The organism is Streptomyces sp. NPDC021225, assembly GCF_044332865.1.
Taxonomy (GTDB): domain Bacteria; phylum Actinomycetota; class Actinomycetes; order Streptomycetales; family Streptomycetaceae; genus Streptomyces.
Genome location: NZ_JBIRPV010000001.1, coordinates 589,995 through 615,788 on the forward strand (window position 1 = coordinate 589,995; position 25,794 = coordinate 615,788).

Genomic DNA, 25,794 nt, shown 5'->3' on the forward strand with positions numbered 1-25,794 from the left:
CCGGCCCCTCACCGGGGCCGGATCACGACGTAGGGCGCGGGCTCGCGGTCGACCGCCGCGATCAGCGCGGTGCGGACCACCGCGGCCTGCGCCTCCAGGCACTCGCGGAGCTTCCTGGGGGTGACGCGTACGACTGTGATGCCCATCCGCTCCATGTGCTCGCCCGCCGGCGCCAAGCCGCCCAGCGGGTCGTACCCGCTCTGGCGTGAGACGCGCGCGTCGATCTCCAGGGCCACGGCCTGGGCCGGCCAGTAGGCGTCCACCCCGGCCAGCAGGGTGCCGCCGGGCAGCCGCAGCTCCACGTTCCACAGCGGCTCGGGCAGGGCGTATCCGCGCACCATGTCGTACAGCAGCCCCTCGGCCATGGCCCGCCCCTCCGCCAGCAGCGCGTCGACGGCGTCGACGACATGCGGCCGGGCCAGCAGCCGGGCCCGGCTCAGCTCCGCCACGAGGGCCGACGCCTCACAGTGGCCGTGGCGCACGGCCTCGACGAGCAGCCGGCGCACCGTCGCGGCGTCGGGCAGCTGGGCCACCGCGTCAGCGAGGGCGCGGGCGGCGGGGGCGGCCGGCAGGCCGGTGATCTCCCAGGGGCGGGGCAGGGCGGCGGCGCGGACGAAGCGCACATAGCCGGTCGGGCGGAGCCGCCGGGTGCGCGGTACGAGCACATCGACGCGGTCCAGGGCGCGCAGCGAGGGGGCGGCGGAGAAGCGGTGCAGGGCCAGCGCCGCCAGGCCGGTGATCATCGCCGCGCCGTACGGCCCGCCGCCGGCCCCGGGCACCGGGGCGCCGGCCGGGCCGCCCGCGCTGCCCGAGCGGTGCATGCCGCCGGTGCCGCCGGTGCCGCCCGAGCCGTCCGGACCGCCCGCGCGCTCGCGGCTCGCGGCGTACAGGAGCGCCGCGCGCAGCCGCTCCTCGCCGGTCGCGGGGCCGGGGTGGAGCAGATGGACGCCCGGCAGGATCCGCTGCCAGGGGCCGCCGGGGCGGCAGCGCTCGGCGGCCTCCGCCGCCGTCACGCCGTGCTCACGAAGCTGACGGCTCGTCAATACGCTGCGCCCGCCGTCCGGGAGGTGGTGCAGCGGGCGGGGCGAGAGCGGGGTGTCGGAGTTCATGACCCCGCCATTCCCGGGCCCGCCCGGCCCGCTAACCGCTGTTACACGCTCGTCGACAAATGCGGACAACGCCGCCCTAAAGTACGGCAGTTCGATTGCCGAAAACGCCTCATCTGCCGAAAACGCCCGTCAGACGGCCGAGCGAGCGTCGCACTCCTGTCCGCGCAGCGCCCGCGCGAGATCGTCCCGCGACTCCAGGACCAGCCGGCGCAGCGCGGGCGCCGCGCCCGGGTGGCCTGTCAGCCAGGCGTCGGCCGCCTCCAGGGTCGAGGCGTCGCCCTGCGCGGGGAACAGCCCGCGGACGATCGCCATCGCGATCTCGATCGATCGCTCCCGCCACACCCGCTCGATCGCCGCGAAGTACCGGTCCGCGTACGGCGCGAGCAGCTCCGCCTGCGACGGCTGGGCGAACCCCGCGATGGTGGCCTCCACCACGGCGTTGGACAGCGCGTCGGACTCCACGACCGACGCCCATGCCTCGGCCTTGACCCCGGCCGACGGCCGGGCGGCCAGACAGCGCACCTGGTGGCGCCTTCCGGAGGCGGTGTCGTCGCGGGCGAGCTCCGCCGCGATCAGCGACTCGTCGGCCGCGCCCTGGGCGGCCAGCGAGGCCAGGAACGTCCAGCGCAGCTCCTGGTCGACGTCCAGCCCGTCGATCCGGGCCGTGCCGTCCAGCAGCCCGCGCAGCAGCCGCTGGTCCAGGTCCGTGGCCGCGGTCTGGGCGGAGAACCGCGCCCAGGCCAGCTGGTGGCCGCTGCCCGGCGCGGCCAGCCGCAGCTCGCGCAACGCGCCCTCGGCGGCCCGCAGGCCGCCCTCCTCGCGCCACGCGGGCGCCGCGTAGTGCTGGAGCGCGGACTGGGCCCACGCCTGGACCATCTGGAGCACGCCGATGTCGGTCTCCGCCCCGGCGAAGCGCTCCACCAGGTCCAGGAAGTCGCGGGCGGGCATCAGCGCGTCCCGCGTCAGGTTCCACAGGGCGGACCAGCACAGCGCCCGCGCGAGGGGGTCGGTCAGCTCGCCCAGATGGGCGCGCAGGGTGTCCAGCGAGACCTCGTCGAAGCGGACCTTGCAGTACGTGAGGTCGTCGTCGTTGACCAGGATCAGATCGGGCCGCTCGGCCCCGGTCAGCTCGGTCACGACCGTACGGGGGCCGTCCACGTCGACCTCGGCCCGGGCGTAGCGCACCAGCGCGCTGGTCTCGCCCGCCGCGGCGCCGTCCCGGCGGTAGAGGCCGACCGCGACCCGGTGCGGGCGCAGCGTCGGGTGCTCGGCGGAGGCGGCCTCCTGGAGGATCGACAGCTCGGTGATGTGGCCACCCGCGTCATAGGTGGCCTGCGGGGTGAGCACATTGACCCCGGCCGTCTCCAGCCAGGCCCGCGACCAGGCGGCCATGTCCCGCCCGGAGGTCTCGGTCAGCACCGACAGCAGATCGACCAGGCGTGTATTGCCGTACGCATGGCGCTTGAAGTAGCGGCGCGCGCCCTCCAGGAAGGCGTCCCGCCCGGCGTAGGCGACCAGCTGCTTCAGGACGGAGGCGCCCTTGGCGTAGGTGATTCCGTCGAAGTTGAGCTTGGCGTCCTCCAGGTCGTGGATGTCGGCCGTGACCGGGTGGGTGGAGGGCAGCTGGTCGGCGCGGTAGGCCCAGGCCTTGCGGCGGTTGGCGAAGGTGATCCAGCCGTCGGTGAAGCGGGTCGACTCGACGAGGGAGAAGGCGCCCATGAAGTCGGCGAAGGACTCCTTGAGCCACAGGTCGTCCCACCACTCCATGGTGACCAGGTCGCCGAACCACATATGGGCCATCTCGTGGAGGATCACATTGGCCCGGTGCTCGTACGAGGCCTGGGTGACCTTGCCGCGGAAGACGAACTCCTCGCGGAAGGTCACACAGCCCGGGTTCTCCATCGCGCCGATGTTGTACTCGGGCACGAACGCCTGGTCGTACTTCCCGAAGGGGTACGGATAGTCGAAGTGGTCGTGGAAGAAGTCCAGGCCCTGCTTGGTGACGGTGAAGATGTCGTCCGCGTCGAAGTGCTTGGCGAGCGAGGCGCGGCACAGCGCCCCCAGCGGGATCTCCAGGGCGGAGCCGTCCGGCAGGGCGCGGCTGTAGTGGTCCCGCACGTAGTGGTACGGGCCGGCGACGACCGCCGTGATGTAGGTGGAGATCGGCTCGGTCGGCGCGAAGCGGGTGGTGGCGAACCCCTCGCCGGCGTCCTGCGGCCCGGCCTCGGCCACCGCTCCGTTGCCGAGCACCGTCCAGTCCCGCGGGGCGGTCACCGAGAAGGTGAAGCGGGCCTTGAGGTCGGGCTGCTCGAAGTTCGCGAAGACGCGGCGGGCGTCGGCCGGCTCGTACTGCGTGTACAGATAGACCTGGCCGTCCTCGGGGTCCACAAAGCGGTGCAGCCCCTCGCCCGTCCTGCTGTACGCGCACTGCGCGTCCACCACCAGCTCGTTCTCCGCGGCGAGGGAGTCGAGGACGATCCGCGCGCCGTCGAAGACGGCCGAAGGCGCGAGCTCCCGCCCGTTCAGCCGCACCGCGGTGACCCGCGGCGCGAGCAGATCGACGAAGGACGCGGCCCCCGGCTCGGCGCAGCGGAAGCGGATCGTGGTGGTCGAGCGGAAGGTGCGCGGCCCGTCGCCGGTGTACTCCCCGACCGCGGACCGCAGGTCGAGGGCCACGTCGTACGAGTCGACGGCCAGCAGCCGCGCTCGCTCCCGGGCTTCGTCACGGGTCAGGTTCTCGCCGGGCAAGACGCGGCTCCTTTGTCATCGTCTCGAGGATCGGAACACCCGAATCCGGGCAGTTCCGAATCATGTCATGCGGCACTGACACCGGGAATCGGGGAATGGCCGCCGCAGCCGGACGTGTTCCCTGGAACAGCTATAGCTGTTTTTCGCATGCGTTCGTCCGAGGAGAAAACGTGACCGACACCGCCAAGACTCCTGCCGATTTCTGGTTCGACCCGCTGTGTCCCTGGGCCTGGATGACCTCCCGCTGGATGCTGGAGGTGGAGAAGGTCCGCCCGGTCGAGGTGCGCTGGCATGTGATGAGCCTGGCCGTGCTCAACGAGCCCAAGCTCGACGAACTGCCGGAGCAGTACCAGGAGATGATGCGCGGTCCGGCGTGGGGCCCGGTGCGGGTGTGCATCGCCGCCGCGGACAAGCACGGCGACGAGGTGCTCGGCCCGCTCTACACCGCGCTGGGCACCCGCTTCCACAACCAGGGCCTGGAGCGGAACCGCGAGACGATCGTGGCCGCCCTGGAAGAGGTGGGCCTGCCCGCCGAGCTCGCGGACGCCGCCGACACCGACGCCTACGACGACCTGCTGCGCGCCTCCCACAAGGTCGGCATCGACCTGGTCGGCCAGGACGTGGGCACCCCGGTCATCGCGGTCCCCGGCTCGGACGGCGAGCAGATCGCGTTCTTCGGCCCGGTCGTCACCCCCGCGCCCAAGGGCGACGAGGCCGCCAAGCTGTGGGACGGCACCCTGATGGTCGCCTCGATACCCGGCTTCTACGAGATCAAGCGCACCCGCACCGTGGGCCCGATCTTCGACTGAGGAAGCCTCGCAGGACGTACGGCAGGGGCCCCGCGCGGCAGCGTCGCGCGGGGCCCCGTCACTCCGGCCGGGGGCGGTCAGCCGCGCACCGCCACCACCCGCTGCTTGATGTATCCGACCACCGCGAGCGCCACCGTCAGCCCGGCCGAGAAGTACAGCTGGGTGCGGGTGCCGGACTCGCGCGTCATCAGCACCAGCACGGCGACGATCCCGGCCAGCGCCACCCACGTCAGATACGGGAACAGCCACATCTTCACCGCGAGCTTCCCGGGCGCCTCGCGCTCCAACCGCTTGCGCAGCGCCAGCTGTGAGAAAGCGATGAAGCCCCACACGATCAGCACGGCCGCGCCGACCATGTTGAGCAGCCACTTGAAGATGGTGTCCGGCCACTGGTAGCTCAGCTCCACCGCGACGAAGCCGAAGGTGCAGGAGAGGCCCACGGCCGCCCGGGGCACCCCGCCGCTGACCTTGCCGAGGAACGCCGGCCCCTCGCCGCGCGCGGCGAGCGAGTACGCCATGCGGGAGGCGCCGTAGATGTTCGCGTTCATCGCGGAGAGCAGGGCCACCAGCACGATCACGTTCATGAGCTGGCCGGCCGCCGGGATGTCGAGGTGCTTGAGCACGGCCACGTACGGGCCCTCGGCGACGACGGACGGGTCGTTCCACGGGATCAGGGTGACGGCGACCAGCATCGAGCCCACGTAGAACACCGCGATGCGCCACATCGCGGTGCGCACGGCGCTCGCCACCCCCTGGACCGGGCGCTCGGACTCCGCCGCCGCGATGGTGACCGTCTCCAGGCCGCCGTAGGCGAACACGGTGGCCGGCAGGCCCAGGATGAGGCCCTCGAGGCCGTTGGGCATGAAGCCGTGGTTCCCGGTGAGGTTGGCGGTGCCCGGGGCGTCGGTGCCCGGGAGCACGCCGAGGATCGCCAGCACGCCCAGGACCAGGAAGAGCGAGATCGCGGTGATCTTCAGCGCGGCGAACCAGAACTCGAACTCGCCGAAGTTGCCGACGGCCGCGAGGTTCGCCCCGCAGAACAGCACCATGAACAGAGTGACCCACATCCAGGACTGGGTGTCCGGCAGCCACTGGACCACGATCCCCGCCGCGCCGATCGCCTCGGCCGCGATGGCCACGCACAGCAGCGCGTAGAACATCCAGCCCACGGTGAACCCCGCCCACGGGCCGATCGCCCGCTCGGCGTGCACGGAGAACGAGCCGGAGGCCGGGTTGGCCGCGGACATCTCGCCGAGCATGCGCATCACGAGCATCACGAGCAGCCCGGACAGCACATACGCGATCACGATCGACGGCCCGGCGGCCGCGATACCGGTGCCGGAGCTGACGAACAGGCCCGCGCCGATCACACCCCCGAGGGCGATCATCGACAGATGGCGCTGCTTGAGGCCCTGGGACAGCGGCGGGCCGCCGGCCCGGCCGCCGCCGACCGCCTCGGCGTCGTGCGCTTGCGCGGAGGACGCGGGTGTCCGGTTCATGTCTCTGTTGTGTCCATTACATGAGGTGGGGCAGATGTATGAGGTGGTGCCGGTGCAAAACGACCTCAGTGTGCGGGGGTGTGTCCGCTCAGGACAACATGCGGCCCTGAGATGTCTGAATATCGGACCCTCGCGTGACGCTGCGTACCCATCCCATCGCCTGCCTCGTCGCCCGGTGACCGGTGGCCGCCTCCGGCTGCCGGAACTCTCCAAGTGGGAAGGTGCGGGTTTGTCGCTCGTCGACCGTGATCGCGGCCCGGCCCCCGGGTTACCGTCACCGTGTCCCACACTGCCTCTCACCTCGGAGAACCGCCGATGAGCACCGCTTCTGCCGCCACCGTCCACCCGGGCACGGTCCTCGCGGACGTGATCTTCCCGGCCCGCCGGGCCCGGCCGGTCGGCTCATCGGCCAGGTACGTCCTGACCCGGGACGCCGCCCTGGTCGTCGGCGGCGCCGCGCTCACCGGCCTCGCCGCGCAGATCTCCGTGCCCGTCCCCGGCTCCCCGGTCCCGGTGACCGGCCAGACCTTCGCGGCGCTGCTCGTCGGCACCTCGCTCGGCGCCCGGCGCGGCTTCCTCTCCCTCGCGCTCTACACCCTCCTCGGCATGGCGGGCCTGCCGTGGTTCGCCGAGGGCCACTCGGGCGCCGCGATGCCGTCCTTCGGCTATGTGCTGGGCATGCTGCTCGCCTCGGCCGCGGTGGGCGCCCTGGCGCGGCGCGGCGGGGACCGCGGGGTGCTGCGCACGGCGGGCACCATGGCGGTGGGCTCCGCGATCATCTACGCCGTCGGCGTCCCCTACCTGGCGCTGGCCGCGGACATCTCCCTCGGCCAGGCGGTTGCCGCGGGCCTCACGCCGTTCCTGATCGGCGACGCCCTGAAGGCCGCGCTGGCGATGGGCGCGCTGCCCGCCGCCTGGAAGCTGATCGGCCGCCGCGGCTGACGCCTCCCGTACGCACTCAGGCGCCGAGGGCCCATAGGGCTGTCGGCGCCTGAGTCATGCCGGGGGAGAAGCGGCTCTACGGGAGCGCGGACTCCGTGGGCTTGCCGCCGGCGCCGTCGGAGCCCTCGACGGCCGCGCGCCGGGCCGCCGGGAGCCGGTCGCGGACCAGCGCGAACGCCACGACGAGCACGGCCACCAGCGTGGAGAACAGCACCTGGTCGCGCCCGTCCTTGTCGGTCAGCATGTAGACCAGCACAAACGAGATCATCGCGATCGTCGCCCAGGTCAGATAGGGGAACAGCCACATCCGGACGGTCAGCTTCTCCGGGGACTCGCGCTGGACGATCCCGCGCATCCTCAACTGCGTGAAGCAGATCACCAGCCAGACGAACAGGGCGACCGCGCCCGAGGAGTTCAGCAGGAACTGGAAGACCGTGGTCGGCCACTGGTAGTTGAACCAGACCGCGACAAAGCCGAAGACGACCGACCCGAGGATCGCGGTCTGCGGCACCCCGCGCGAGGTGGTGCGCGCGAAGGCGGCCGGCGCGTCCCCGCGCTGCCCGAGCGAGAAGGCCATCCGGGAGGCGGTGTAGAGGCCGGAGTTCAGGCAGGACAGCACGGCGGTCAGCACGATCACATTCATGACCTGGCCCGCGTGCGGGATGCCGATCGAGTCCAGCGCGGATACGTAGCTGCCCTTGGTCTTGTCCGCGATCCCCGGGTCGTTCCACGGCAGCAGGGTCACCACGACGAAGATCGAGCCCAGGTAGAAGACCGCGATACGCCAGATGACGCTGTTGGTCGCCTTGGTCACCGCCCGCTGCGGGTCCTCGGACTCACCGGCGGCGAGGGTGACGATCTCGCTGCCCATGAAGGAGAAGACGACCAGCAGCACGCCGGTCAGGATCGCGCCCGCGCCGTGCGGCAGGAATCCGCCGTGGTCGGTGAGGTGCCCGAAGCCGGCCCCCTCGTTGTCCGAGCCGGGCAGCGCCCCGAAGGCGGCCAGGCCGCCCACCACGATGAACGCGGCGATCGCGACGACCTTGATCCCGGCGAACCAGAACTCGAACTCGCCGTAGGAGGAGACCGAGACCAGGTTGGCCGCGGTGAGCACCACCATCACGATCAGCGCCCAGGCCCACTGCGGCACCGCCGGCACCCAGCCCTCGAGGATCGTGGCGCCCGCGGTCGCCTCGACCGCCAGCACCACCACCCAGAAGAACCAGTAGAGCCAGCCGATCGAGAACCCGGCCCAGCGGCCGAGCGCCCGGTCGGCGTAGGCGGAGAAGGAACCCGAGGTCGGGTTGGCGGCGGCCATCTCGCCGAGCATCCGCATCACCAGGACGACCATCAGGCCGACCAGCGCGTAGGAGATGAGGATGCCGGGCCCGGCCTTGGCGATGCCGGCTCCGGATCCGACGAACAGCCCGGCGCCGATCACCCCGCCGATCGCGATCATCGACAGATGGCGGTTCTTGAGGCCCGCTTTGAGACCGTCGGGCGGGGTTCCGGGGTCGGGGGAACCGGACTTCGCCTCGGCCGTGTTGGTCGCAGGTTGTGCGCTCATGCTCGGTCCTTTGCTCTTGGGTGACGAGCGTCGCCAGTGAAACCCAGGTGCATGATCGACTGAACCTTTGATTCTAGATTGTTACCTGGGGTTTCTCTGTGTTTCCTCAGTGCTACTGAGGGCTTCCGCAACTCGTACCCCGGGCGGTGGCGACCACACGGCCGTGTCACACTCGGGGCATGCGCGTGTACCTCGGCTCCGACCATGCCGGTTTTGAACTCAAGAACCACCTAGTGGAGTGGCTCCGGGCGGTCGGCCATGAGCCCGTCGACTGCGGTCCCCACATCTACGACGCCCAGGACGACTACCCGCCGTTCTGCCTGCGGGCCGCCGAGCGGACCGCGGCCGACCCGGACAGCCTCGGCATCGTGATCGGCGGCTCCGGCAACGGCGAGCAGATCGCCGCCAACAAGGTCAAGGGCGTGCGCGCCGCGCTGGCCTGGAGCGAGCAGACCGCCGAGCTCGGCCGTGAGCACAACAACGCCAATGTGATCAGCGTCGGCGCCCGGATGCACACGCAGGAAGAAGCGACCAAGTTCGTCGAGATCTTCCTGAACACCCCGTACTCGGGTGAGGAGCGTCACACCCGGCGCATCGAGATGCTCTCGTCCTACGAGACCACCGGCGCCCTGCCGCCCATCCCCGCCCACCACCCGCAGCAGGACTGATGGCCTGATGCCCGAAGGGCACACCATCCACCGGCTGGCCGCCGACCACAGCGAGCTGTTCGGCGGCCGCGCCGTACGCGCGGCCAGCCCGCAGGGCAAGTTCGCGGACGGCGCCGCGCTGATCGACGGGCAGGTGCTCGAACACGCCGAGGCCCACGGCAAGCACCTCTTCCTGAGCTTCGCGGCCACCGGCTGGGTCCATGTCCACCTCGGCCTGTTCGGGAAGTACAGCCTCGGCCCGGCGCCCGCCCCGCCGCCCACCGAGACCGTACGGCTGCGGCTGGCCGGCCAGGCGGCCTACGCGGACCTGCGCGGGCCGACCGCCTGCTCGCTGATCAGCGAGGGCGAGAAGCAGGCGGTGCACGACCGGCTCGGCCCGGACCCGCTGCGCCCCGCGGACGACGCGGACCGCGCCTGGGCCCGGATCTCCCGCAGCCGCACCAGCGTCGCCGCGCTGCTGCTCGACCAGAAGGTGGTCGCGGGGGTCGGCAACGTCTACCGCGCCGAGGTCCTCTTCCGGCACGGCATCGACCCGTACCGCGCGGGCCGCGATCTGACCCGCGCCGAGTGGGAGGCGATCTGGGCGGACCTCGTGGCGCTCATGCGCGAGGGCGTGCGGAACAACCGGATCGACACGGTCCGCCCCGAGCACACCCCCGAGGCGATGGGCCGCCCGCCGCGCGTCGACGACCACGGTGGCGAGGTTTACGTCTACCGCCGGGACCGGCGGCCCTGCCATGTCTGCGGCGGCGAGATCCGCACCGCGGACCTCGCCGCCCGCAACCTCTTCTGGTGCCCGAACTGCCAGCGCGATTAGGACCCTCAGAAGCTGTGTGGCAGCCAGGGCGCCGGGTCGCTGAGGAAGGCGGCCGACGCCTCGGCCAGCGCCCCCTGGCGCAGCTCCTGGACGCGCCCGGCGCCCGCCAGCGCGGACAGCGAAATCCCGCCAAGATATGCCGCGCCCAACTCCCGTGCGCCCAGCCGCAGCCCTGGCGCGTCGGTCGTCCGCTCACAGCTCCCGCCCTTGGCGTCGCCGGCCAGCCGCCAGCGCCCCTCGTTCCACGGGCAGAAGGGGTCGGTGACCTCCAGGACCAGGTCCACCGGCAGGGCGTAGGCCCGCGCCGCGAGCGCCGCGCCCACGTCGACCGGGCGTACGTACAGCGCGTCGCGCAGCCGGACCTTGCACCTCCGGATGTCGGAGACCAGGTACTGCCACGGATCGTCTACCGGTCGGCTACCGGTCCGGATCGTGCAGGTGAGGTCGAGATCGAAGAGAAAGCGCCACAGCGCGCCATAGGACGCCGGGTCCAGGGCCTCCAGATCGCGCACGATCACCACCCCCTTCGACCCGGCCAGATCCCAGTCCGGCCTGACCGCGAAGCGCACATAGCCGGTCACCGCGCCGTCCCGCTCGGCCAGCACACAGCGCAGCGGCGAGGCGCCCTCGCGCTCGTCCGGCGGGTCGAGCAGCGGCTGCCGCTCCCAGCCGGGGCGCCGCTCCAGCATCCCCGGCCGGGCGGCCACCCGCCGGGCGTAGACCGCCTCACAGGCCTCCAGCCCGGCCTCGGGCGCCACGGCGCGCAGAGCCACTTCGTCGGCCCCCTCCGGGACGCTCAGGCCCACCCGCGCGGTGTCGATCTCGGCGGACGCGCTCTGGGCGGCCATGCCGAAGCCGAACCGGCCGTAGATCTCCGGCTCCGAGGCGGTCAGGACCGCCAGCGGCTCGCCGGCGGCGCGGACGTCGTCCAACTGGCGGCGCATCATGGTGCGCAGCACCCCGCGCCTGCGGTGCGTCGGCTGCACGCCGACCAAGGTGAGCCCGGCCGCCGGCACCACGGCGCCGCCCGGCACCGACAAGCGGAAGCTGAACAGCCCCGCCGTCCCGACGATCGCGTCCCCGTCCCACACCCCGATCGAGCGGTCACATTCGGTCAAGTCGCGGTCCAGGACGCGCTCCTCCGCGGACGGCTGGACCCCGCCGAAGGCGAGTATCAACGTTCCGTACCACTCGTCCCAGTGGGATGGGTCGAGCACACGCAGCTCCATCGTCATATTCCCATCCCTAGCAGCGGATTCCGGCACAGGCGAACGAATTTCGCTTACGATTGCCCACTCCGGTGGGTGGTTCGACGCGCCACGAATCGACGCGCGTCCGAACGGGTGGGTAGGGTCCCGATGCAATGACTGGCGGCGTAGACACTCCAACAGCCCGGATGCGCAAAGCACTGCACCGGGCTCGCACTGGCGTGCGCAAAGCCGGAGTCGACTACTTCCGCGGCGGCGGCTCGGACCGGCTCGCCCTCACCCTGCTGCTGCTCGCCGTCCCCACCATCGCCTTCGGCACCATCGCCCAGCCCGACTGGTGCGCCCCCGCCGCCCTCGTCCTGCCCATCGTCGCGGGCGGCCTCGTACTGCGCCCCGCCAGCCTGCTCGCCCTCTATGGGGCGGCGGCCACCGCCCTCATCGTCGAATCCGCCGTCCTCGGTCCCTACACCGAGGAGGACACCTCTGCCCGGGTCACCCCCGGCACCATCCTGGTCGTCGCGGCCGTCGGCTTCTTCGGCCTGCTCATCGCCCAGTTCCGCAGCCGGGTCGGGGTGCCCTGGCGGCGCGGCGGCACCATGCTCTTCGACCTGCGCGAACGCATCCGCGTCCAGAGCAAGCTGCCCAGCCTGCCCAGCGGCTGGCACCGCGAGATGGCGCTGCGCCCGGCCGGCGGGCAGTCCTTCTCCGGCGACTTCGTGGTCGCGGCCCGTACGAACGGTGGCCGCACCCTCGAAGTCGTCCTCACCGACGTCTCCGGCAAGGGCATGGACGCGGCCTCCCGTGCCCTCCTGCTCTCCGGCGCCTTCGGCGGCCTCCTCGGCTCCCTGCCGCCCCACGGCTTCCTCCCCGCCGCCAACGGCTATCTGCTCCGCCAGGACTGGGACGAGGGCTTCGCGACCTCGATCCATCTCGTGCTCGATCTCGACAGCGGCGATTTCGAGCTCTTCTCGGCCGGACACCTGCCCGCGCTCCAGCTGAGCGCGGGCACGGGCAAGTGGGAGGAGAAGTCCGCCGACGGCCCCCTCCTCGGCGTCTACGACGGGGCTCAGTTCGACCCCACCAAGGGCACGCTGCGCGCCGGCGACGTCCTGATGCTCTTCACCGACGGCCTGGTCGAGACCGCGGAGCGCGACATCAGCGAGGGCATCGACCGGCTGACCGGCGAGGCCGACCGCTATGTCGCGGGCAACTTCCACGGCGCGGCGTGGCACCTGATCGAGACGGTCGCCAAGGACGTCAACGACGACCGGGCGCTGCTGCTCATCTGCCGCCAGTAGGCGGGCCTTCCCCCTCCGCGCCCCTTCCCGGCCTCGGGCCCCTCCCCCGCCTCCGGGCACCGGCGGAGACGACAGGGGGCGCTGACGGGCGTTGTGCGGGCTTTTCCCCGCGGTTGACCTCCCGTCACCCCAGCGTCACCCTCGCGGGGCCTCCCGGGCCCTTCCAGGCCGTTCCAGGGCATGCCGGGGCATCCCGGGGAACGTCCCCCGGCGCGCCCCGGCCGGGGCACGGGAGGCCCGGGCGGGGGCCGAGGGGCCCGGCCGGGGGCTAGCCCTACCCCGGAAACGGCGGCAGCCGTCATGGCTGCGGAACCCCCGCCATCCGTAGGTTCGAGGCATCGTCAAGCACCTCGGAAGGGCGGAGACCATGCGGCTGCGGAGGCGGCGCGAAGAGCGGCGCGAGGAGCGTCGGGGCGAGTGGGGGGAGGCCGCGGCCGACGCGGGCGGCACAGCCGTCGAACTGCGCGGCGTGCGGCGGCAGTACGGCCGCGGCTCGCGCGCCGTGCACGCCCTGCGCGGCATCGACCTCACCCTCCCCCGGGGGAGCTTCACCGCCGTGATGGGCCCCTCCGGCTCCGGCAAGTCGACCTTCCTCCAGTGCGCCGCCGGCCTCGACCGGCCGACCGCGGGCTCGGTCCGCCTCGGCGGCACGGAGATCACCGGCATGACCGAGGACAAGCTCACCGCGCTGCGCCGCACCCGCCTCGGCTTCGTCTTCCAGTCCTTCAACCTCCTGCCCTCCCTCACCGTGGAGCAGAACGTGGTGCTCCCGATGCGGCTCGCGGGCGCGCGCCCCGACCGGGCCCGGGCCCGGGCCGTGCTCGCCCAGGTGGGGCTGCACGAGCACGCCGGGCGCCGGCCGGGCATGCTCTCCGGCGGGCAGCAGCAGCGGGTGGCCATCGCCCGCGCGCTCGTCACCAGCCCCGACGTGGTCTTCGCCGACGAGCCGACCGGTGCCCTGGACACCGGCACCGCCGCCGAGGTGCTCGGACTGCTGCGGCACGCCGTGGACGCGCTCGGCGCGACCGTCGTCATGGTCACGCACGACCCCGTGGCCGCGAGCTACGCCGACCAGGTGCTCTTTCTCGACGACGGCTCGATCGCCGACAGCATGGCCCGCGCCGACGCCCAGGAGGTCACCGCCCGGATGGCCCGGCTCACCGCCCGCGCGGCCGCCGGCGCGCCGCCCCGTACGGCGAGCACGGCGAGCACGGCGAGCACGGCGAGCACGGCGACCACACTGAGCACGGCGACCACGCCCGTCGGCGCGCCCTTGTCCGGAGAGACGGCCCGATGAGACCGCTCGGCAACGGACTGGCCCGCGCCGCCGTCCGCTTCAAGCCCGCCGCCTTCGCGGGCACGTTCATCGCCCTGATACTGGCCGCCGCGATCGTGTCGGCCTGCGGGATCCTGCTGGAGACCGGGTTGCGGGCCGCGGTGCCGCCCGGGCGCTACGCGAGCGCCCCGGTCGTGGTCGCCCCGGACCAGCGGGTGGGGAACCGCGAGGCGTCGGAGCCCGCCCCCGACCGGGTCCGGCTCGACGCCTCGCTCGTCGCCACGGCCGCCCGCACCCCGGGCGCCGCGGCCGCCGCGCCCGACCTGACCTTCCCGGTCCGGGGCGGCGACGCCGCCCTGACCGCCCACGGCTGGGGCTCGGCCCCCTTCACCGGGGTCGCGCTCGGCTCCGGAGCGGCCCCGCGGGACGGCGAGGTCGTCCTGGACCCGGCGGCCGCGCGTGCGGCGCGCAGCGGCGTGGGCGGCCAGGTCACGCTGACCGCCGCCGACGGCGACCACCGCTTCCGGGTCTCCGGCATCACCCGTACGGACGGCGGCGCGCCGGACCCCGGGCCCACCGTCTGGTTCACCAACTCCCGGGCGAGGGCCCTGTCCGGCCACCCCGCCACCGTCGACGCCGTCCTGGTCCGTCCGGAGCCCGGCACGACCCCCGCCGCCCTGGCGGACCGCCTCGGGCGCGCCCTCAAGGCGGCGCCCGGGGTACGCGTGCACACCGGCGAGGGGCGCGGCGCGGCCCGGGAGCCCGGTCTCGCGGGGGCGAAGGACCTGCTGGAGGGGATCGGCGGTTCCTTCGGCGGGATCGCCACCATGGTCGCGATCTTCACCACCGCCGGGACCGCCGCCCTCTCCGTCGGCCAGCGCGGCCGTGAGATCGCGCTGCTGCGCGCGGTCGGTGCCACCCCGCGCCAGATCCGCCGGTCCATCGCCACGGAGGCGCTGCTGGTCGCCCCGCTCGCGGGCGCGATCGGCACGCTGCCCGGCATCGCGCTCGCGCACTGGTGGTTCGGACAGCTCCGGGACCGGGGCGCGATCCCGGCCGGGGTGGATCTCTCGGTCTCCTGGATCCCGCTGGTCAGCGCGGTCGGCGCGGGGCTGGTCGCCGCGTTGTTCGCGGGCCTGGCCGCCGCCCGCAGACCGGCCCGGATCAAGCCGGGCCAGGCGCTGGGCGAGGCGGCCGCCGAGCCGTTCCGCCCCGGGGTGATCCGTACGCTGCTGGGCACCGCGGCCCTGGTCGGCGGCGGTGTGCTGACGGGCGTGGCGGCCTCCTCCTCGGGGGACGACGCGGCCAACGTCGCCCTCGGCATGGTGATGCTGTTCATGCTGGCCGTCGGGCTGCTCGGCCCGTTCGTCGCCCGCGGCTGCGCCTGGCTGGTCGGCCTGCCGCTGCGGGCGGGCCGGGCCCCCGCCGTCCTGGCCGCGGCCAACACCTGGGTCAACGCCCGCCGCCTGGCCTCGGCGATCACTCCGCTGGTGCTCGCGATGGCCTTCGCCTCGACGCTGGTGTTCCTGCACACCAGCGAGGACCACGCGACCGCCGGGCAGCGGAGCGCGGGCATCGTCGCCGACCACGTCGTCTCCGCGCCGGTCGGACTGCCCGCCGACGCCACGGCCCGCGCCGGCTCCGTCCGGGGCGTGGCGGCGGCGGTCGGGGTGCTGCGCACCGGAGTGCTGGTGCCCAGGGGCTCTGGCGACGGCGCCTGGCTGGCGAGCGAGTCGGCGCAGGGCGTCTCGGAGGCCGGCCGCGCCCTGGCAGCCGTCCAGGACCTCGACGTCCGTACGGGCAGCCTGGAGGCGCTGGGGCGCGGCACGGCGGCCGTGGACGCCGACGTCGCCTCCGCGGTGGGGGTGAAGGTCGGCGACCGGCTCCGGCTGCGCCTCCCGGACGGCACGGCGGCCGCGCCCAAGGTCGTCGCGATCTACGGGCGGGGGCTGGGCCTGGCCCGGATCACTCTGCCCCGCGCGGCACTGGCCTCCCATATGACCTCGGCCTTCGACAGCCATGTGCTGGTACGGGACGCCGAGGGCGCCGACCCGGCGGCCGTCGCGGCGGCGCTCGGCCCGCTCGGCGAGGTCGCGGGACCCGGCGGCTACGCGGCCGCCCGGAACGAGGAGAGCGAGCTCAACGCGTGGGCCAACGCCGTGATGGCCGCGGTGCTGGGCGGCTTCGCCGCCGTGGCCGCAGCCAACACGCTGGTGATGACCGTGCTGGACCGCCGACGGGAGCTGGGCATGCTGCGGCTGGTCGGGTCGACGCGGCGGCAGGTCCTGCGGATGGTGCGCTGGGAGGCGCTGCTGGTGGTCGTCGCGGGGGTCGCGCTGGGCACGGCGATCGCGCTGGCCACACTCGTCCCGATGACGCGCGGCCTGACCGGCGAGGGCCCGTACCTCCCGCCGCTGACGTACGCGGGCTTCGCGGGCACCGCGCTGGCCCTCGGCCTGCTGGCGACGGCGCTGCCCGCCCGGGCGGTGCTCCGCCGCGGCCACTGACCGGCGAGAGGCAGGGGTCTGAGAAACAGGCCGGTGAAACGGCGAAGACCGCGCCGGGGCCGTTGTACACGGCCCCGGCGCGGTCTTCCGTCGTGCGCTCGGGTCGGGCGGTCAGGCCGCCGGGGTGGTGCGCTTGCGGGCCTGCTCGGCCGGGTCCTTGCGGAAGGCCCAGGCCATCTTCGGCTCCATCGCGAAGCGGAACATGCGCTGCACGGGTGGTGTGCAGAGCGCGGTGATCACCGCCGCGGCGATCACGGTCACCGCGATCTCACCCAGCGGGTCGTTCACCCACGGGTTGTCGTCGTACCAGCCCCAGAAGCGGGAGCCCTTGGCGAGGAAGCCGTGCAGCAGATAGCCGTACAGAGTCCCGGCGCCCAGGGCGGTGAACCACATCCGCCGCCGCGGCACCCAGGCGAAGAAGCAGGCGACCAGCACCATCGAGCAGCCGAACATCGCGAGGGTCATCACGGGCCCGGTCCACGGCGGCGCGGCCAGCTCCTGGACGCTGTCGCGGCGGTAGAACCACGCCTTGTTCATCCGCGGGCCCGCCCAGTAGGCGAACACGAACGCGGAGGCCAGCACCGGCAGGGCCAGGATCCGCGCCCGGCGCCCCCGCATCAGCTGGAAGTGCTCCGGCTTCATGTGCAGCCCGATCACGAAGAACGGCAGGAACTGGAGCACCCGCTGGAGATCGAGGTCGTCACCGATGTCGGGGGAGACCGAGGCGAGCGTCGCGATGGCCAGCGAGAGCGGGACGGGCCAGCGGATGATCTTCCAGATCGGCGTGGTCATCCGCCAGACGAACAGCGCGATCAGGAACCAGGTCAGATACCAGGGGTCCAGCAGGCTGAAGTCGTAGGTGGGGTCGTCGTCCGCCCAGCGCTTGAAGAAGGTGTACCCGATCTCGAAGATCAGATACGGCACCGCGATTCCGGTGATCAGCCGCCTGAGCCGGTCGGGCCGCATGTCGAAGCTGCGCGAGAAATAGCCGGAGATGAGGATGAACGCCGGCATATGGAGCGAGTAGACGGTCATGTAGAGCGCTCTGGCGGTGCGGCTCCCGTCGGTGAGCGGCTCCCACGCGTGGCCCATGGCGACCAGGACGATCGCGAGGTACTTCGCGTTGTCGAAGAACGCGTCCCGCTGCTTGGGCTTGGGCCCGTTCGAAGCGGTCGGTGGACCCGTCTGATGCCCTGCTGTGTCGCTGTGCGGTGTGGGGGGAGTGGGCTCCGCCTCCCGGGCCGGGGGGAGCGGGGCCCGCTGAAAACCGTGCGGGCGCAGGGAGTTGGTCACAGGCCCTCCCACCAGGAGCTGGGGGAGAGGACCCGGGACCACACTGCGCGCCGGGGAGTGATGGCAGTGTGGAACATCTGAGGCACGATAGCCCCGGAACCTCTATTGCGTAAAACCTCGTTCAGTTCTTTGTTGCCTATCACATACATGGCCTGCACAGATACTTCTCGGGGGTAAGTCGACAAAGCGATCCCCATGTCCGGCGCCGCGGCCCAAGTGTGCCCGATCTGTCGGGTTTCATCCAGCTTAAATGGCGACATATGCCCTGCAAGCGGCTCTGGCGGAATGTCTGGTTCATTGGCGCTTTGTCGTTACGCGCTGCCCCGCCGGAACGGCCTCGCCGGTAATTTGGAATTTCTCGCCAGACTATGTGATCAAGGCCAATTCTGATCGTCGGGCAGGTCGTCGAATTGTGGGCCGCGTCACCCTCTCCCGGCTCGTCCGGGACCGCTTCGGTGGGTAGGTGAGGTGCGGACCGACGGACCGGCGGTTCCGTCACGCGCCTCCGGTGCGGCGGCAGTTGATGGCACGATGGTGTCGCGGGGGTGTGCGAGGTCGTGTGCTTCCGGGGCCGGAGAGATGCGGAGCAACCGAGGGTGTGTGATCAGTCGTGGTCATAACAGTGTCTTTGGTGGTGCTGGTGGGGGTCATCCTTGTGCTGATGATCCGCAGCGGCAAGATCAAGGGAGGGCCCGCCCTTGTGGCGGCGCTCTTCGGGTTCCTACTCGCCTCGTCCGACCTGGCGCCGAACATCCAGGACTTCCTCGACTCGATCTCGCGCTCGATCAGCGACTTCGACATCTGATCCGTCAGCGCATCCTGCCCGCGGAGCCGCCGGGACCCGGAAGGCGGGTCCCAAGGGCGAGGCGGGTCCCGGGAAACGCGAACGGCCCGGCACTGGGGAAATCCCCTGAACCGGGCCGCGAGCCATGGAGCGGGCGACGGGAATCGAACCCGCGTAGCCAGTTTGGAAGACTGGGGCTCTACCATTGAGCTACGCCCGCCTGCACCGCCGCCCCGCCGGATGTCCCGGGCGCGGCCGCCGAGCGTGATCGCTCGACCCGCGGCACGGGAAGCATCGTAGCGGGTCCGCGCCGTATCCCGCACACCCTTGCCCACCAGTCGGAAAACCGGCAGCCGGGGCCCGCGCGGGCATGTACCCTACGTGTCGCACCGGCGGGGTGTGGCGCAGCTTGGTAGCGCGTCCGCTTTGGGAGCGGAAGGTCGTCGGTTCGAATCCGGCCACCCCGACCACTCACGATCACCACAAGCGCAAGATCGCATTGTGGGCCGCGTCATGCGTGCGGTTACTATGCAAGCTGCGCGTCTGTGACTTTCTCTAACCGGGCGCGATCCGCTGAAACGCATCACAGCAACGCAGCAGAACCCAAAGAAGTCAGCCCCAAGGAGACCGAACCGTGAAGAGCGCCGTGGAGACCCTGAACCCGACTCGGGTTCGGCTCACTGTCGAGGTGCCCTTCGAGGAGCTCAAGCCCAGCCTCGACGCGGCGTACAAGAAGATCAACCAGCAGGTCACGGTGCCCGGCTTCCGCAAGGGCAAGATCCCGGCCCGTGTGATCGACCAGCGCTTCGGCCGTGGCGCGGTGCTGGAGGAGGCCGTCAACGACGCGCTCCCGAAGTTCTACACCGACGCGGTCAACGAGGGTGAGCTGAACCCGCTCGGCCAGCCCGAGGTCGACATCACCGAGCTCAAGGACAACGAGCTGCTGGCCTTCACCGCCGAGGTGGACATCCGCCCGGCGATCGAGATCCCGGACTACTCCGGCATCGAGGTCACCGTCGACTCCGTCGAGGTCTCGGACGAGGACATCGACAAGGCCGTCGAACAGCTGCGCGACCGCTTCGCCACCACCAGCGCGGTCGAGCGTGCCGCCGCCGAGGGCGACATCGTGGTCGTCGACCTCGAGGCCAAGGTGGAGGGCGAGGTCCTCGAGGACGGCGTCGCCACCGGCGTCAACTACACGATCGGCTCCGGCGAGCTGCTCGAGGGCATCGACGAGGCGGTCACCGGCCTGGAGGCCGGCGGCTCCGCCACCTTCACCTCCGAGCTCAAGGGCGGCTCCGCCAAGGGCAAGGAGGCCGAGGTCACCGTCAAGGTCTCCGAGGTCAAGGCCCGCGAGCTGCCCGAGCTGGACGACGACTTCGCTCAGCTGGCCAGCGAGTTCGACACCTTCGAGGAGCTGCGCGGCGACACCCGCCGGCGCCTGGAGCAGTCGAAGAAGTTCGACCAGGCCACCCAGGCCCAGGAGAAGGTGCTCGACGCCCTCCTGGAGCTGGTCGAGGTCCCGATCCCCGAGAAGCTCCTCGAGGACGAGATCCAGACCCGCAAGCACAACCTGGAGCACCACCAGCTCGGCCAGATGGGTCTGACCCTGGACGCCTACCTGGAGATGCAGGAGAAGACGGCCGAGGAGTTCGAGGCCGAGCTCAAGGAGCAGGCCGAGAAGGGCATCAGGACCCAGTTCGTGCTCGACGAGCTGGTCAACAAGGAGAAGCTGTCCGTCGGCCAGGAGGAGCTCACCGAGCACCTGATGCGCCGTGCGCAGTCCTCCGGCATGAGCCCGGACCAGTTCGCCCAGGCCGTGGTCGAGGGCGGCCAGGTGCCGATGCTCGTGGGCGAGGTCGCCCGGGGCAAGGCCCTGGCGGTCGTGGTCGAGGCCGCGAAGGTCGTCGACGACAAGGGTGAGACCGTCGACCTGGAGGACGACGACGAGGCTGACGAGGCAGCCGAGACCGGCGAGACCGTCGAGGCCGCCGCCGAGGAGCCGGCCGCCGAGGCTGAGAAGGCCGAGGAGGCCGACAAGGCCGACAAGGGTGGGGAGAAGGCCGAGGGCTGATCGCCCCGCCGCCCTCTGAAAGCCCGTACGAGCGGGCCCGAACGTCTGAGCGCGTCCGGGCCCGTTCGTGGTTCCACGGCCCCGTGACGGCCCCTGGGAGGCACCTCGCGGGACTTCCGCGGCGCGACCCCGTGCCCATGCCCCGCACACCCCCGCGACCGGCAGGAACCTGCGCTCAGAGCGAACAGTTCCTGATGCGGGATGGCGCCCGCCGACCAGCGCGTTAGGGTCCGTAGATACGAGGGCAGGGGAGTCCCACGAGCCCGCCGGAGCGTACCGGCGGTTACGCCCCCCGCGTCCCAGAAGAAGACGCTGAGACGGCCAGTCGCCGTCAGAGACGAGCAGGTGGATACGTGACGAATACGATGCCTTCCGCCGCCGGCGAGCCGACCTTCGGAGGCCTCGGCGACCAGGTCTACAACCGGCTGCTCGGTGAGCGGATCATCTTCCTCGGCCAGCCGGTCGACGACGACATCGCCAACAAGATCACCGCGCAGCTGCTGCTGCTCGCCGCGGAGCCCGACAAGGACATCAACCTCTACATCAACTCTCCGGGCGGCTCGATCACGGCCGGCATGGCGATCTACGACACCATGCAGTACATCAAGAACGACGTGATCACCATCGCCATGGGCCTCGCCGCCTCGATGGGCCAGTTCCTGCTGAGCGCGGGCACCCCCGGCAAGCGCTTCGCGCTGCCGAACGCCGAGATCCTGATCCACCAGCCGTCCGCGGGCCTGGCGGGCTCCGCGTCGGACATCAAGATCCACGCCGAGCAGCTGCTGCGCACGAAGAAGAAGATGGCCGACCTCACCGCCTTCCACACCGGCCAGACCGTTGAGCAGATCACTCGCGACTCCGACCGCGACCGCTGGTTCTCGGCCGAGGAAGCCAAGGCGTACGGCCTGGTCGACGAGGTCATCGCCTCCGCCGCACACATCCCGGGCGGTGGTGGCACCGGGGCGTGAGCCGCCCGCTCCCAGCCGACCCAGCCCACTGCTCATCACCAGGACGGTGCATGTGAACACCCAGAACTTCCCCGGCAGGGGCCTGTACGCCCGCCACGACGGCCCCCAGGCCGAGGCCCGCTACGTCGTGCCGCGCTTCGTCGAGCGGACCTCCCAGGGCATCCGGGAGTACGACCCGTACGCGAAGCTCTTCGAAGAGCGCGTGATCTTCCTCGGCGTGCAGATCGACGACGCCTCCGCCAACGACGTCATGGCGCAGCTGCTGTGCCTGGAGTCGATGGACCCGGACCGTGACATCTCGATCTACATCAACTCGCCCGGCGGCTCGTTCACCGCGCTGACCGCCATCTACGACACCATGCAGTTCGTCAAGCCCGACATCCAGACGGTCTGCATGGGCCAGGCGGCCTCCGCCGCGGCCGTGCTGCTCTCCGCCGGCACGCCCGGCAAGCGGATGGCGCTGCCGAACGCCCGCGTGCTGATCCACCAGCCGTACAGCGAGACCGGGCGCGGTCAGGTCTCCGACCTGGAGATCGCGGCCAACGAGATCCTGCGGATGCGTTCGCAGCTCGAGGAAATGCTGGCCAAGCACTCCACGACGCCGATCGAGAAGATCCGCGACGACATCGAGCGGGACAAGATCCTCACGGCCGAGGAATCGCTGTCGTACGGTCTGATCGACCAGATCGTCTCGACCCGCAAGACCTCGGTGGGCCTGGGCTGAACTCCGGTATCGGCGCCCCCCTTGTATCGAGTAGCGCCAAGGGGGGCCCGAACGGGGCCCTGAGCAAGGTACCGTCATAGGGGGCTGGGGTCCGCCCCCGGTAACAGAAGCAGAAAGCGCAGCGCAAGCACCCGGATTCGGCTGAACAAAGCGGATCCAAGGCGAAGGGGAATCACCTCGTGGCACGCATCGGTGACGGCGGCGACCTGCTCAAGTGCTCGTTCTGCGGGAAGAGCCAGAAGCAGGTGAAGAAGCTCATCGCGGGCCCGGGTGTGTACATCTGCGATGAGTGCATCGATCTCTGCAACGAGATCATCGAGGAAGAGCTCGCCGAGACCTCCGAGGTGCGCTGGGAGGAACTCCCCAAGCCCCGCGAGATCTACGAGTTCCTCGAGGGCTATGTCGTCGGCCAGGAGGCCGCGAAAAAGGCGCTTTCCGTCGCCGTCTACAACCACTACAAGCGGGTCCAGGCCGGCGAGAACAGCGCCCACAACCGCGACGACGGCATCGAGTTGGCGAAGTCCAACATCCTGCTGCTCGGCCCGACCGGCTCCGGCAAGACCCTGCTGGCGCAGACCCTCGCCCGGATGCTCAACGTCCCCTTCGCCATCGCCGACGCCACCGCGCTCACCGAGGCGGGCTATGTCGGCGAGGACGTGGAGAACATCCTCCTGAAGCTGATCCAGGCCTCCGACTACGACGTCAAGAAGGCCGAGACGGGCATCATCTACATCGACGAGATCGACAAGGTGGCCCGCAAGAGCGAGAACCCCTCGATCACCCGTGATGTCTCCGGCGAGGGCGTGCAGCAGGCGCTGCTGAAGATCCTGGAGGGCACCACGGCCTCGGTGCCCCCGCAGGGCGGCCGCAAGCACCCGCACCAGGAGTTCATCCAGATCGACACCACGAATGTGCTGTTCATCGTGGGTGGCGCCTTCGCCGGTCTGGAGAAGATCATCGAGTCGCGGGCCGGCGCCAAGGGCATCGGCTTCGGCGCCACGATCCGCTCCAAGCGCGAGATCGAGGCCAGCGACCAGTTCCAGGAGGTCATGCCGGAGGACCTGGTGAAGTTCGGGATGATCCCGGAGTTCATCGGCCGCCTCCCGGTCATCACCTCCGTCCACAACCTGGACCGCGAGGCGCTGCTCCAGATCCTCGTCGAGCCGCGGAACGCACTGGTGAAGCAGTACCAGCGGCTCTTCGAACTCGACGGCGTGGAGCTGCACTTCGACCGCCCGGCCCTGGAGGCCATCGCCGACCAGGCGATCCTGCGCGGCACCGGCGCGCGCGGTCTGCGCGCCATCATCGAAGAGGTCCTGATGTCGGCGATGTACGAGGTGCCGTCCCGCAAGGACGTCGCCCGCGTCGTCATCACCGAGGACGTCGTCCACTCCAACGTCAACCCGACCCTGGTGCCGCGCTCCCGCGGCACCGAGCCGGGCGAGCGCCACGAGAAGAGCGCGTAAGGCCGCGCGGCAAGGCGCTGGAAGGCGCCACAGACGCGAGGAGGGCCCTGGGGAATCCCCGGGGCCCTCCTCGCGTCGTACGGCGTCAGCGCGCCGCTCAGGCGGGTTTGCGGGTGTCCTTGTAGATGCCCGCGGTCACCTCAGCGAACGCCTCCATGTCGGCGTCGTCCACGGTCGTGCTCTCCGCGTTGATGTCCAGCACCATGGCCGCGTCCGTCTTCTCGGCCCAGGCGCAGGCAGGGGCGTAGATCCGGTCGTACATCTTGACGACCTCGCACTCTATGCTCGGCCCGTTCTCGCCCTCGGGGTGGAACGTCTTGCGCTTCTTCTCGACCGTCGGGGAGGCGTCGCCGCCCGTGAAGCCCTTGAACATCTCGTCGCGGACCTTGTCGGGGTCGCTGAACTCCCCGTACACACCGGAGTAGGCCAGCCCCGAGTTCGAGTCGTCGGAGCGCGTGTACTGGGCGAGGACGGAGGTGGCGCCGTCGGGCATGCTGTCCTGCACGCTGGTGCCCTCGTTCTCGAGGTCCTTGGTGCCCTTGTCCAGGGTGTACGTGCCGTCGTCCAGCGACTTGGGGGCGACCAGCTTCATCGCCTTGGGCTTGTCCTCGCCCTGGCTGAGCACCACGGCGCCGGTGACGATCGCGCCGATCACCACCAGACCGGCCGCCGAGATCGCGATGATCTTGGTCTTGTTGCGTCCCCCGGCCGGCGCCGCGGGCCCCGGGAAGGGCGCCTGGGGCTGGCCGTAAGGGGCGGTCGGCTGCTGGGGATAGCCGTAGCCCTGCTGCGGCTGCTGCTGGGGGTAGCCGTAGCCCGGCTGCTGTGCGTACGGATTGGGCTCCGCGGTCGGTTGCTGCGCCCCGCCGTACGGGTTGGGCTGACCGCCTCCGTATGGGTTGGGGCCCGTCTGGCCCCCGCCGTAAGGGCCGGGCTGCGGCGGCGGCTGGTTGTAGCTCATCGTGTGGGGATCCCCCTCCGGGCTGCGCCTGTGAACTTCGCTGTGCGGGCCGCTACTTGATCTCCACGCGGGCGTCCTTGCGGACCTTCGCGGTGATGTCGGCGGCGGTGTCGATCGACATGCCCCCGCCGGAGAGCGCGGCCGACACGTCGGAGACGACCACATAGCCGACGGTGCTGTGGTCGGCCCACATGCACAGCGGGATGGTGAAGCTCTTGGTGGCCTCGGTGGTGCCGGTGAACTTCACGTTCTGGCACTTCATCACGGCGTCGTCCAGACCGGCCGGGGTGACCTGCTGCGGGCTGCCCTCGAGCTCGGCCTTGCCGCCGCTGCCGACGCTGGAGTCCTTCTGGGCCTCCTGCGAGATCTTCGCGAAGGCGCCGTCCACCACGGCCTGGGGGTTGTCGATCGTGCCCCACAGACCGTTGAGGCTCAGGACCTTCTGGCTCACGCCCGATCCGGCCTTGTAGCCGGCGCCGACGGACTGCGCGTTCTTGACGCCGAGCTTCTCGAAGTCGGCCTTGTCGCTCTCGCTGAGCCCGTCGCTGTTCCCGGAGGGGTCCTTGGTGTACTCGCCGGCGACCGTCCCGGGCGTGGTCAGCTTGTAGCGCTTGCCGTCGTCGGCGACGACGTTCTTGCCGCCGCCCTTGCCGCCCTTGTCGTCGTCCTTGTTGTTGTTGAACAGCAGGAACCCGCCGACCACCGCGGCCACCACGACCACCGCGCCGATGGCTATCGCCAGGCCCTTCTTGTTGCCGCCGCTCGGCGGGGGCGCCGGCTGGTACGGCCCGGGCATGCCCGGCTGCCCGTACGGCTGCTGGGGCTGCTGGCCGTAGGGGGCGGCGGGCTGCTGCCCCGGGTAGCCGTACCCGGGCTGGGGCTGCGGGGGCTGCTGCGGCTGGCTGTACGGGTTCGGCTGGCCGTAGCCGCCGCCCTGCTGCGGGGGCTGCTGCGGGTAGCCGTAGCCGGGCTGTCCGGCCGCGCCGCCCTGCCCGTAGGGACCCGGCTGCTGGGGCTGCTGGCCGTACGGGCCCGGCTGGTTGTAGCTCATGTCTGTCCTTCGCTTTGTTGCCGGT

The 25,794-nt window shown here is 71.4% G+C and carries 20 protein-coding genes and 2 tRNA genes; 13 read left to right on the forward strand and 9 right to left on the reverse strand.

Annotated features, from left to right (window positions below; genetic code table 11):
* Positions 1-8: 8 nt before the first annotated feature.
* Both ACH4S9_RS02645 and pepN read right to left on the reverse strand, forming a co-directional pair.
* Positions 9-1,109 carry a hypothetical protein gene (locus ACH4S9_RS02645; protein ID WP_398369344.1) on the reverse strand — a complete coding sequence of 367 codons (1,101 nt, stop codon included), beginning with the start codon at positions 1,107-1,109 and terminating at the stop codon, positions 9-11.
* Positions 1,110-1,238: 129 nt separating this feature from the next.
* A complete protein-coding gene (gene pepN / locus ACH4S9_RS02650) occupies positions 1,239-3,857 on the reverse strand; it encodes an aminopeptidase N (protein ID WP_398369346.1) in 2,619 nt (872 codons plus the stop codon).
* A 170-nt stretch (positions 3,858-4,027) separates the two neighbouring features.
* Here pepN and ACH4S9_RS02655 point away from each other — a divergent pair, with 170 nt between their 5' ends.
* Complete coding sequence (locus ACH4S9_RS02655) at positions 4,028-4,666, forward strand: DsbA family protein (protein ID WP_311722421.1); 639 nt, start codon at positions 4,028-4,030, stop codon at positions 4,664-4,666.
* 77 nt (positions 4,667-4,743) lie between these two features.
* Here ACH4S9_RS02655 and ACH4S9_RS02660 read toward each other — a convergent pair whose 3' ends face one another.
* A complete protein-coding gene (locus ACH4S9_RS02660) occupies positions 4,744-6,165 on the reverse strand; it encodes an amino acid permease (protein WP_361182698.1) in 1,422 nt (473 codons plus the stop codon).
* A 315-nt stretch (positions 6,166-6,480) separates the two neighbouring features.
* Between ACH4S9_RS02660 and ACH4S9_RS02665 the strand changes: the two genes are divergently transcribed.
* Positions 6,481-7,107, forward strand: coding sequence for a biotin transporter BioY (locus tag ACH4S9_RS02665; RefSeq protein ID WP_311722423.1), 627 nt, complete (start codon positions 6,481-6,483; stop codon positions 7,105-7,107).
* 76 nt (positions 7,108-7,183) lie between these two features.
* On the opposite strand, the gene ACH4S9_RS02670 is transcribed toward ACH4S9_RS02665, so the two are convergent.
* On the reverse strand, positions 7,184-8,674 hold the full coding sequence (locus tag ACH4S9_RS02670; RefSeq protein WP_311722424.1) for an amino acid permease: 1,491 nt from the start codon (positions 8,672-8,674) through the stop codon (positions 7,184-7,186).
* Positions 8,675-8,853: 179 nt separating this feature from the next.
* Between ACH4S9_RS02670 and ACH4S9_RS02675 the strand changes: the two genes are divergently transcribed.
* A complete protein-coding gene (locus ACH4S9_RS02675) occupies positions 8,854-9,342 on the forward strand; it encodes a ribose-5-phosphate isomerase (RefSeq protein ID WP_385341877.1) in 489 nt (162 codons plus the stop codon).
* Positions 9,343-9,349: 7 nt separating this feature from the next.
* A complete protein-coding gene (locus ACH4S9_RS02680; protein ID WP_358845765.1) occupies positions 9,350-10,159 on the forward strand; it encodes a DNA-formamidopyrimidine glycosylase family protein in 810 nt (269 codons plus the stop codon).
* A gap of 5 nt (positions 10,160-10,164) precedes the next feature.
* On the opposite strand, the gene ACH4S9_RS02685 is transcribed toward ACH4S9_RS02680, so the two are convergent.
* Positions 10,165-11,394 (reverse strand): GNAT family N-acetyltransferase, encoded by a 1,230-nt coding sequence (locus tag ACH4S9_RS02685; RefSeq protein ID WP_398369350.1) that lies wholly within the window; start codon positions 11,392-11,394, stop codon positions 10,165-10,167.
* A gap of 128 nt (positions 11,395-11,522) precedes the next feature.
* Here ACH4S9_RS02685 and ACH4S9_RS02690 point away from each other — a divergent pair, with 128 nt between their 5' ends.
* The 3 genes from ACH4S9_RS02690 (at position 11,523) to ACH4S9_RS02700 (ending at position 16,448) form a co-directional block, all read left to right on the forward strand.
* The gene (locus tag ACH4S9_RS02690) at positions 11,523-12,665 is read left to right on the forward strand and encodes a PP2C family protein-serine/threonine phosphatase (RefSeq protein ID WP_311722428.1); all 1,143 of its coding nucleotides are present in this window, start codon (positions 11,523-11,525) and stop codon (positions 12,663-12,665) included.
* A gap of 367 nt (positions 12,666-13,032) precedes the next feature.
* A complete protein-coding gene (locus ACH4S9_RS02695) occupies positions 13,033-13,962 on the forward strand; it encodes an ABC transporter ATP-binding protein (protein WP_398369353.1) in 930 nt (309 codons plus the stop codon).
* The gene (locus tag ACH4S9_RS02700; protein ID WP_385341885.1) at positions 13,959-16,448 is read left to right on the forward strand and encodes an ABC transporter permease; all 2,490 of its coding nucleotides are present in this window, start codon (positions 13,959-13,961) and stop codon (positions 16,446-16,448) included. Before ACH4S9_RS02695 ends, ACH4S9_RS02700 begins: the two co-directional genes overlap by 4 nt.
* A gap of 111 nt (positions 16,449-16,559) precedes the next feature.
* Here ACH4S9_RS02700 and ACH4S9_RS02705 read toward each other — a convergent pair whose 3' ends face one another.
* A complete protein-coding gene (locus ACH4S9_RS02705; RefSeq protein WP_311722431.1) occupies positions 16,560-17,741 on the reverse strand; it encodes an acyltransferase family protein in 1,182 nt (393 codons plus the stop codon).
* A 610-nt stretch (positions 17,742-18,351) separates the two neighbouring features.
* On the opposite strand from ACH4S9_RS02705, the gene ACH4S9_RS02710 reads away from it, so the two are divergent.
* Complete coding sequence (locus ACH4S9_RS02710; RefSeq protein ID WP_311722433.1) at positions 18,352-18,546, forward strand: hypothetical protein; 195 nt, start codon at positions 18,352-18,354, stop codon at positions 18,544-18,546.
* A 125-nt stretch (positions 18,547-18,671) separates the two neighbouring features.
* On the opposite strand, the gene ACH4S9_RS02715 is transcribed toward ACH4S9_RS02710, so the two are convergent.
* Positions 18,672-18,745: transfer RNA gene (locus tag ACH4S9_RS02715), tRNA-Gly, on the reverse strand.
* Positions 18,746-18,918: 173 nt separating this feature from the next.
* On the opposite strand from ACH4S9_RS02715, the gene ACH4S9_RS02720 reads away from it, so the two are divergent.
* The 5 genes from ACH4S9_RS02720 (at position 18,919) to clpX (ending at position 23,757) form a co-directional block, all read left to right on the forward strand.
* A tRNA-Pro gene (locus ACH4S9_RS02720) sits at positions 18,919-18,995 on the forward strand.
* 164 nt (positions 18,996-19,159) lie between these two features.
* Positions 19,160-20,599 carry a trigger factor gene (gene tig / locus ACH4S9_RS02725; RefSeq protein WP_398369356.1) on the forward strand — a complete coding sequence of 480 codons (1,440 nt, stop codon included), beginning with the start codon at positions 19,160-19,162 and terminating at the stop codon, positions 20,597-20,599.
* A gap of 353 nt (positions 20,600-20,952) precedes the next feature.
* The gene (locus ACH4S9_RS02730; RefSeq protein WP_089506800.1) at positions 20,953-21,567 is read left to right on the forward strand and encodes an ATP-dependent Clp protease proteolytic subunit; all 615 of its coding nucleotides are present in this window, start codon (positions 20,953-20,955) and stop codon (positions 21,565-21,567) included.
* Between the two features lie 52 nt (positions 21,568-21,619).
* Positions 21,620-22,291, forward strand: a complete 672-nt coding sequence (locus ACH4S9_RS02735; RefSeq protein WP_311722435.1) for an ATP-dependent Clp protease proteolytic subunit — start codon at positions 21,620-21,622, stop codon at positions 22,289-22,291.
* A gap of 179 nt (positions 22,292-22,470) precedes the next feature.
* On the forward strand, positions 22,471-23,757 hold the full coding sequence (gene clpX / locus ACH4S9_RS02740; RefSeq protein ID WP_398369359.1) for an ATP-dependent Clp protease ATP-binding subunit ClpX: 1,287 nt from the start codon (positions 22,471-22,473) through the stop codon (positions 23,755-23,757).
* 97 nt (positions 23,758-23,854) lie between these two features.
* Here the strand turns inward: clpX and ACH4S9_RS02745 are convergent, their stop codons facing one another.
* Positions 23,855-24,718, reverse strand: a complete 864-nt coding sequence (locus ACH4S9_RS02745; protein ID WP_398369361.1) for a hypothetical protein — start codon at positions 24,716-24,718, stop codon at positions 23,855-23,857.
* Positions 24,719-24,770: 52 nt separating this feature from the next.
* A complete protein-coding gene (locus ACH4S9_RS02750) occupies positions 24,771-25,769 on the reverse strand; it encodes a hypothetical protein (protein ID WP_398369363.1) in 999 nt (332 codons plus the stop codon).
* Positions 25,770-25,794 lie beyond the last annotated feature (25 nt).

Bases quoted from the DNA above. Each gene is read 5' to 3' on its own strand.
- ACH4S9_RS02645 (WP_398369344.1), bottom strand. From the start codon at position 1,109: ATGAACTCCGACACCCCGCTCTCGCCCCGCCCGCTGCACCACCTCCCG.
- ACH4S9_RS02660 (WP_361182698.1), bottom strand. From the start codon at position 6,165: ATGAACCGGACACCCGCGTCCTCCGCGCAAGCGCACGACGCCGAGGCG.
- ACH4S9_RS02680 (WP_358845765.1), top strand. From the start codon at position 9,350: ATGCCCGAAGGGCACACCATCCACCGGCTGGCCGCCGACCACAGCGAG.
- ACH4S9_RS02695 (WP_398369353.1), top strand. From the start codon at position 13,033: ATGCGGCTGCGGAGGCGGCGCGAAGAGCGGCGCGAGGAGCGTCGGGGC.
- ACH4S9_RS02690 (WP_311722428.1), top strand. From the start codon at position 11,523: ATGACTGGCGGCGTAGACACTCCAACAGCCCGGATGCGCAAAGCACTG.
- ACH4S9_RS02750 (WP_398369363.1), bottom strand. From the start codon at position 25,769: ATGAGCTACAACCAGCCGGGCCCGTACGGCCAGCAGCCCCAGCAGCCG.
- ACH4S9_RS02675 (WP_385341877.1), top strand. From the start codon at position 8,854: ATGCGCGTGTACCTCGGCTCCGACCATGCCGGTTTTGAACTCAAGAAC.
- ACH4S9_RS02670 (WP_311722424.1), bottom strand. From the start codon at position 8,674: ATGAGCGCACAACCTGCGACCAACACGGCCGAGGCGAAGTCCGGTTCC.
- ACH4S9_RS02700 (WP_385341885.1), top strand. From the start codon at position 13,959: ATGAGACCGCTCGGCAACGGACTGGCCCGCGCCGCCGTCCGCTTCAAG.
- ACH4S9_RS02685 (WP_398369350.1), bottom strand. From the start codon at position 11,394: ATGACGATGGAGCTGCGTGTGCTCGACCCATCCCACTGGGACGAGTGG.
- ACH4S9_RS02745 (WP_398369361.1), bottom strand. From the start codon at position 24,718: ATGAGCTACAACCAGCCGCCGCCGCAGCCCGGCCCTTACGGCGGGGGC.
- ACH4S9_RS02665 (WP_311722423.1), top strand. From the start codon at position 6,481: ATGAGCACCGCTTCTGCCGCCACCGTCCACCCGGGCACGGTCCTCGCG.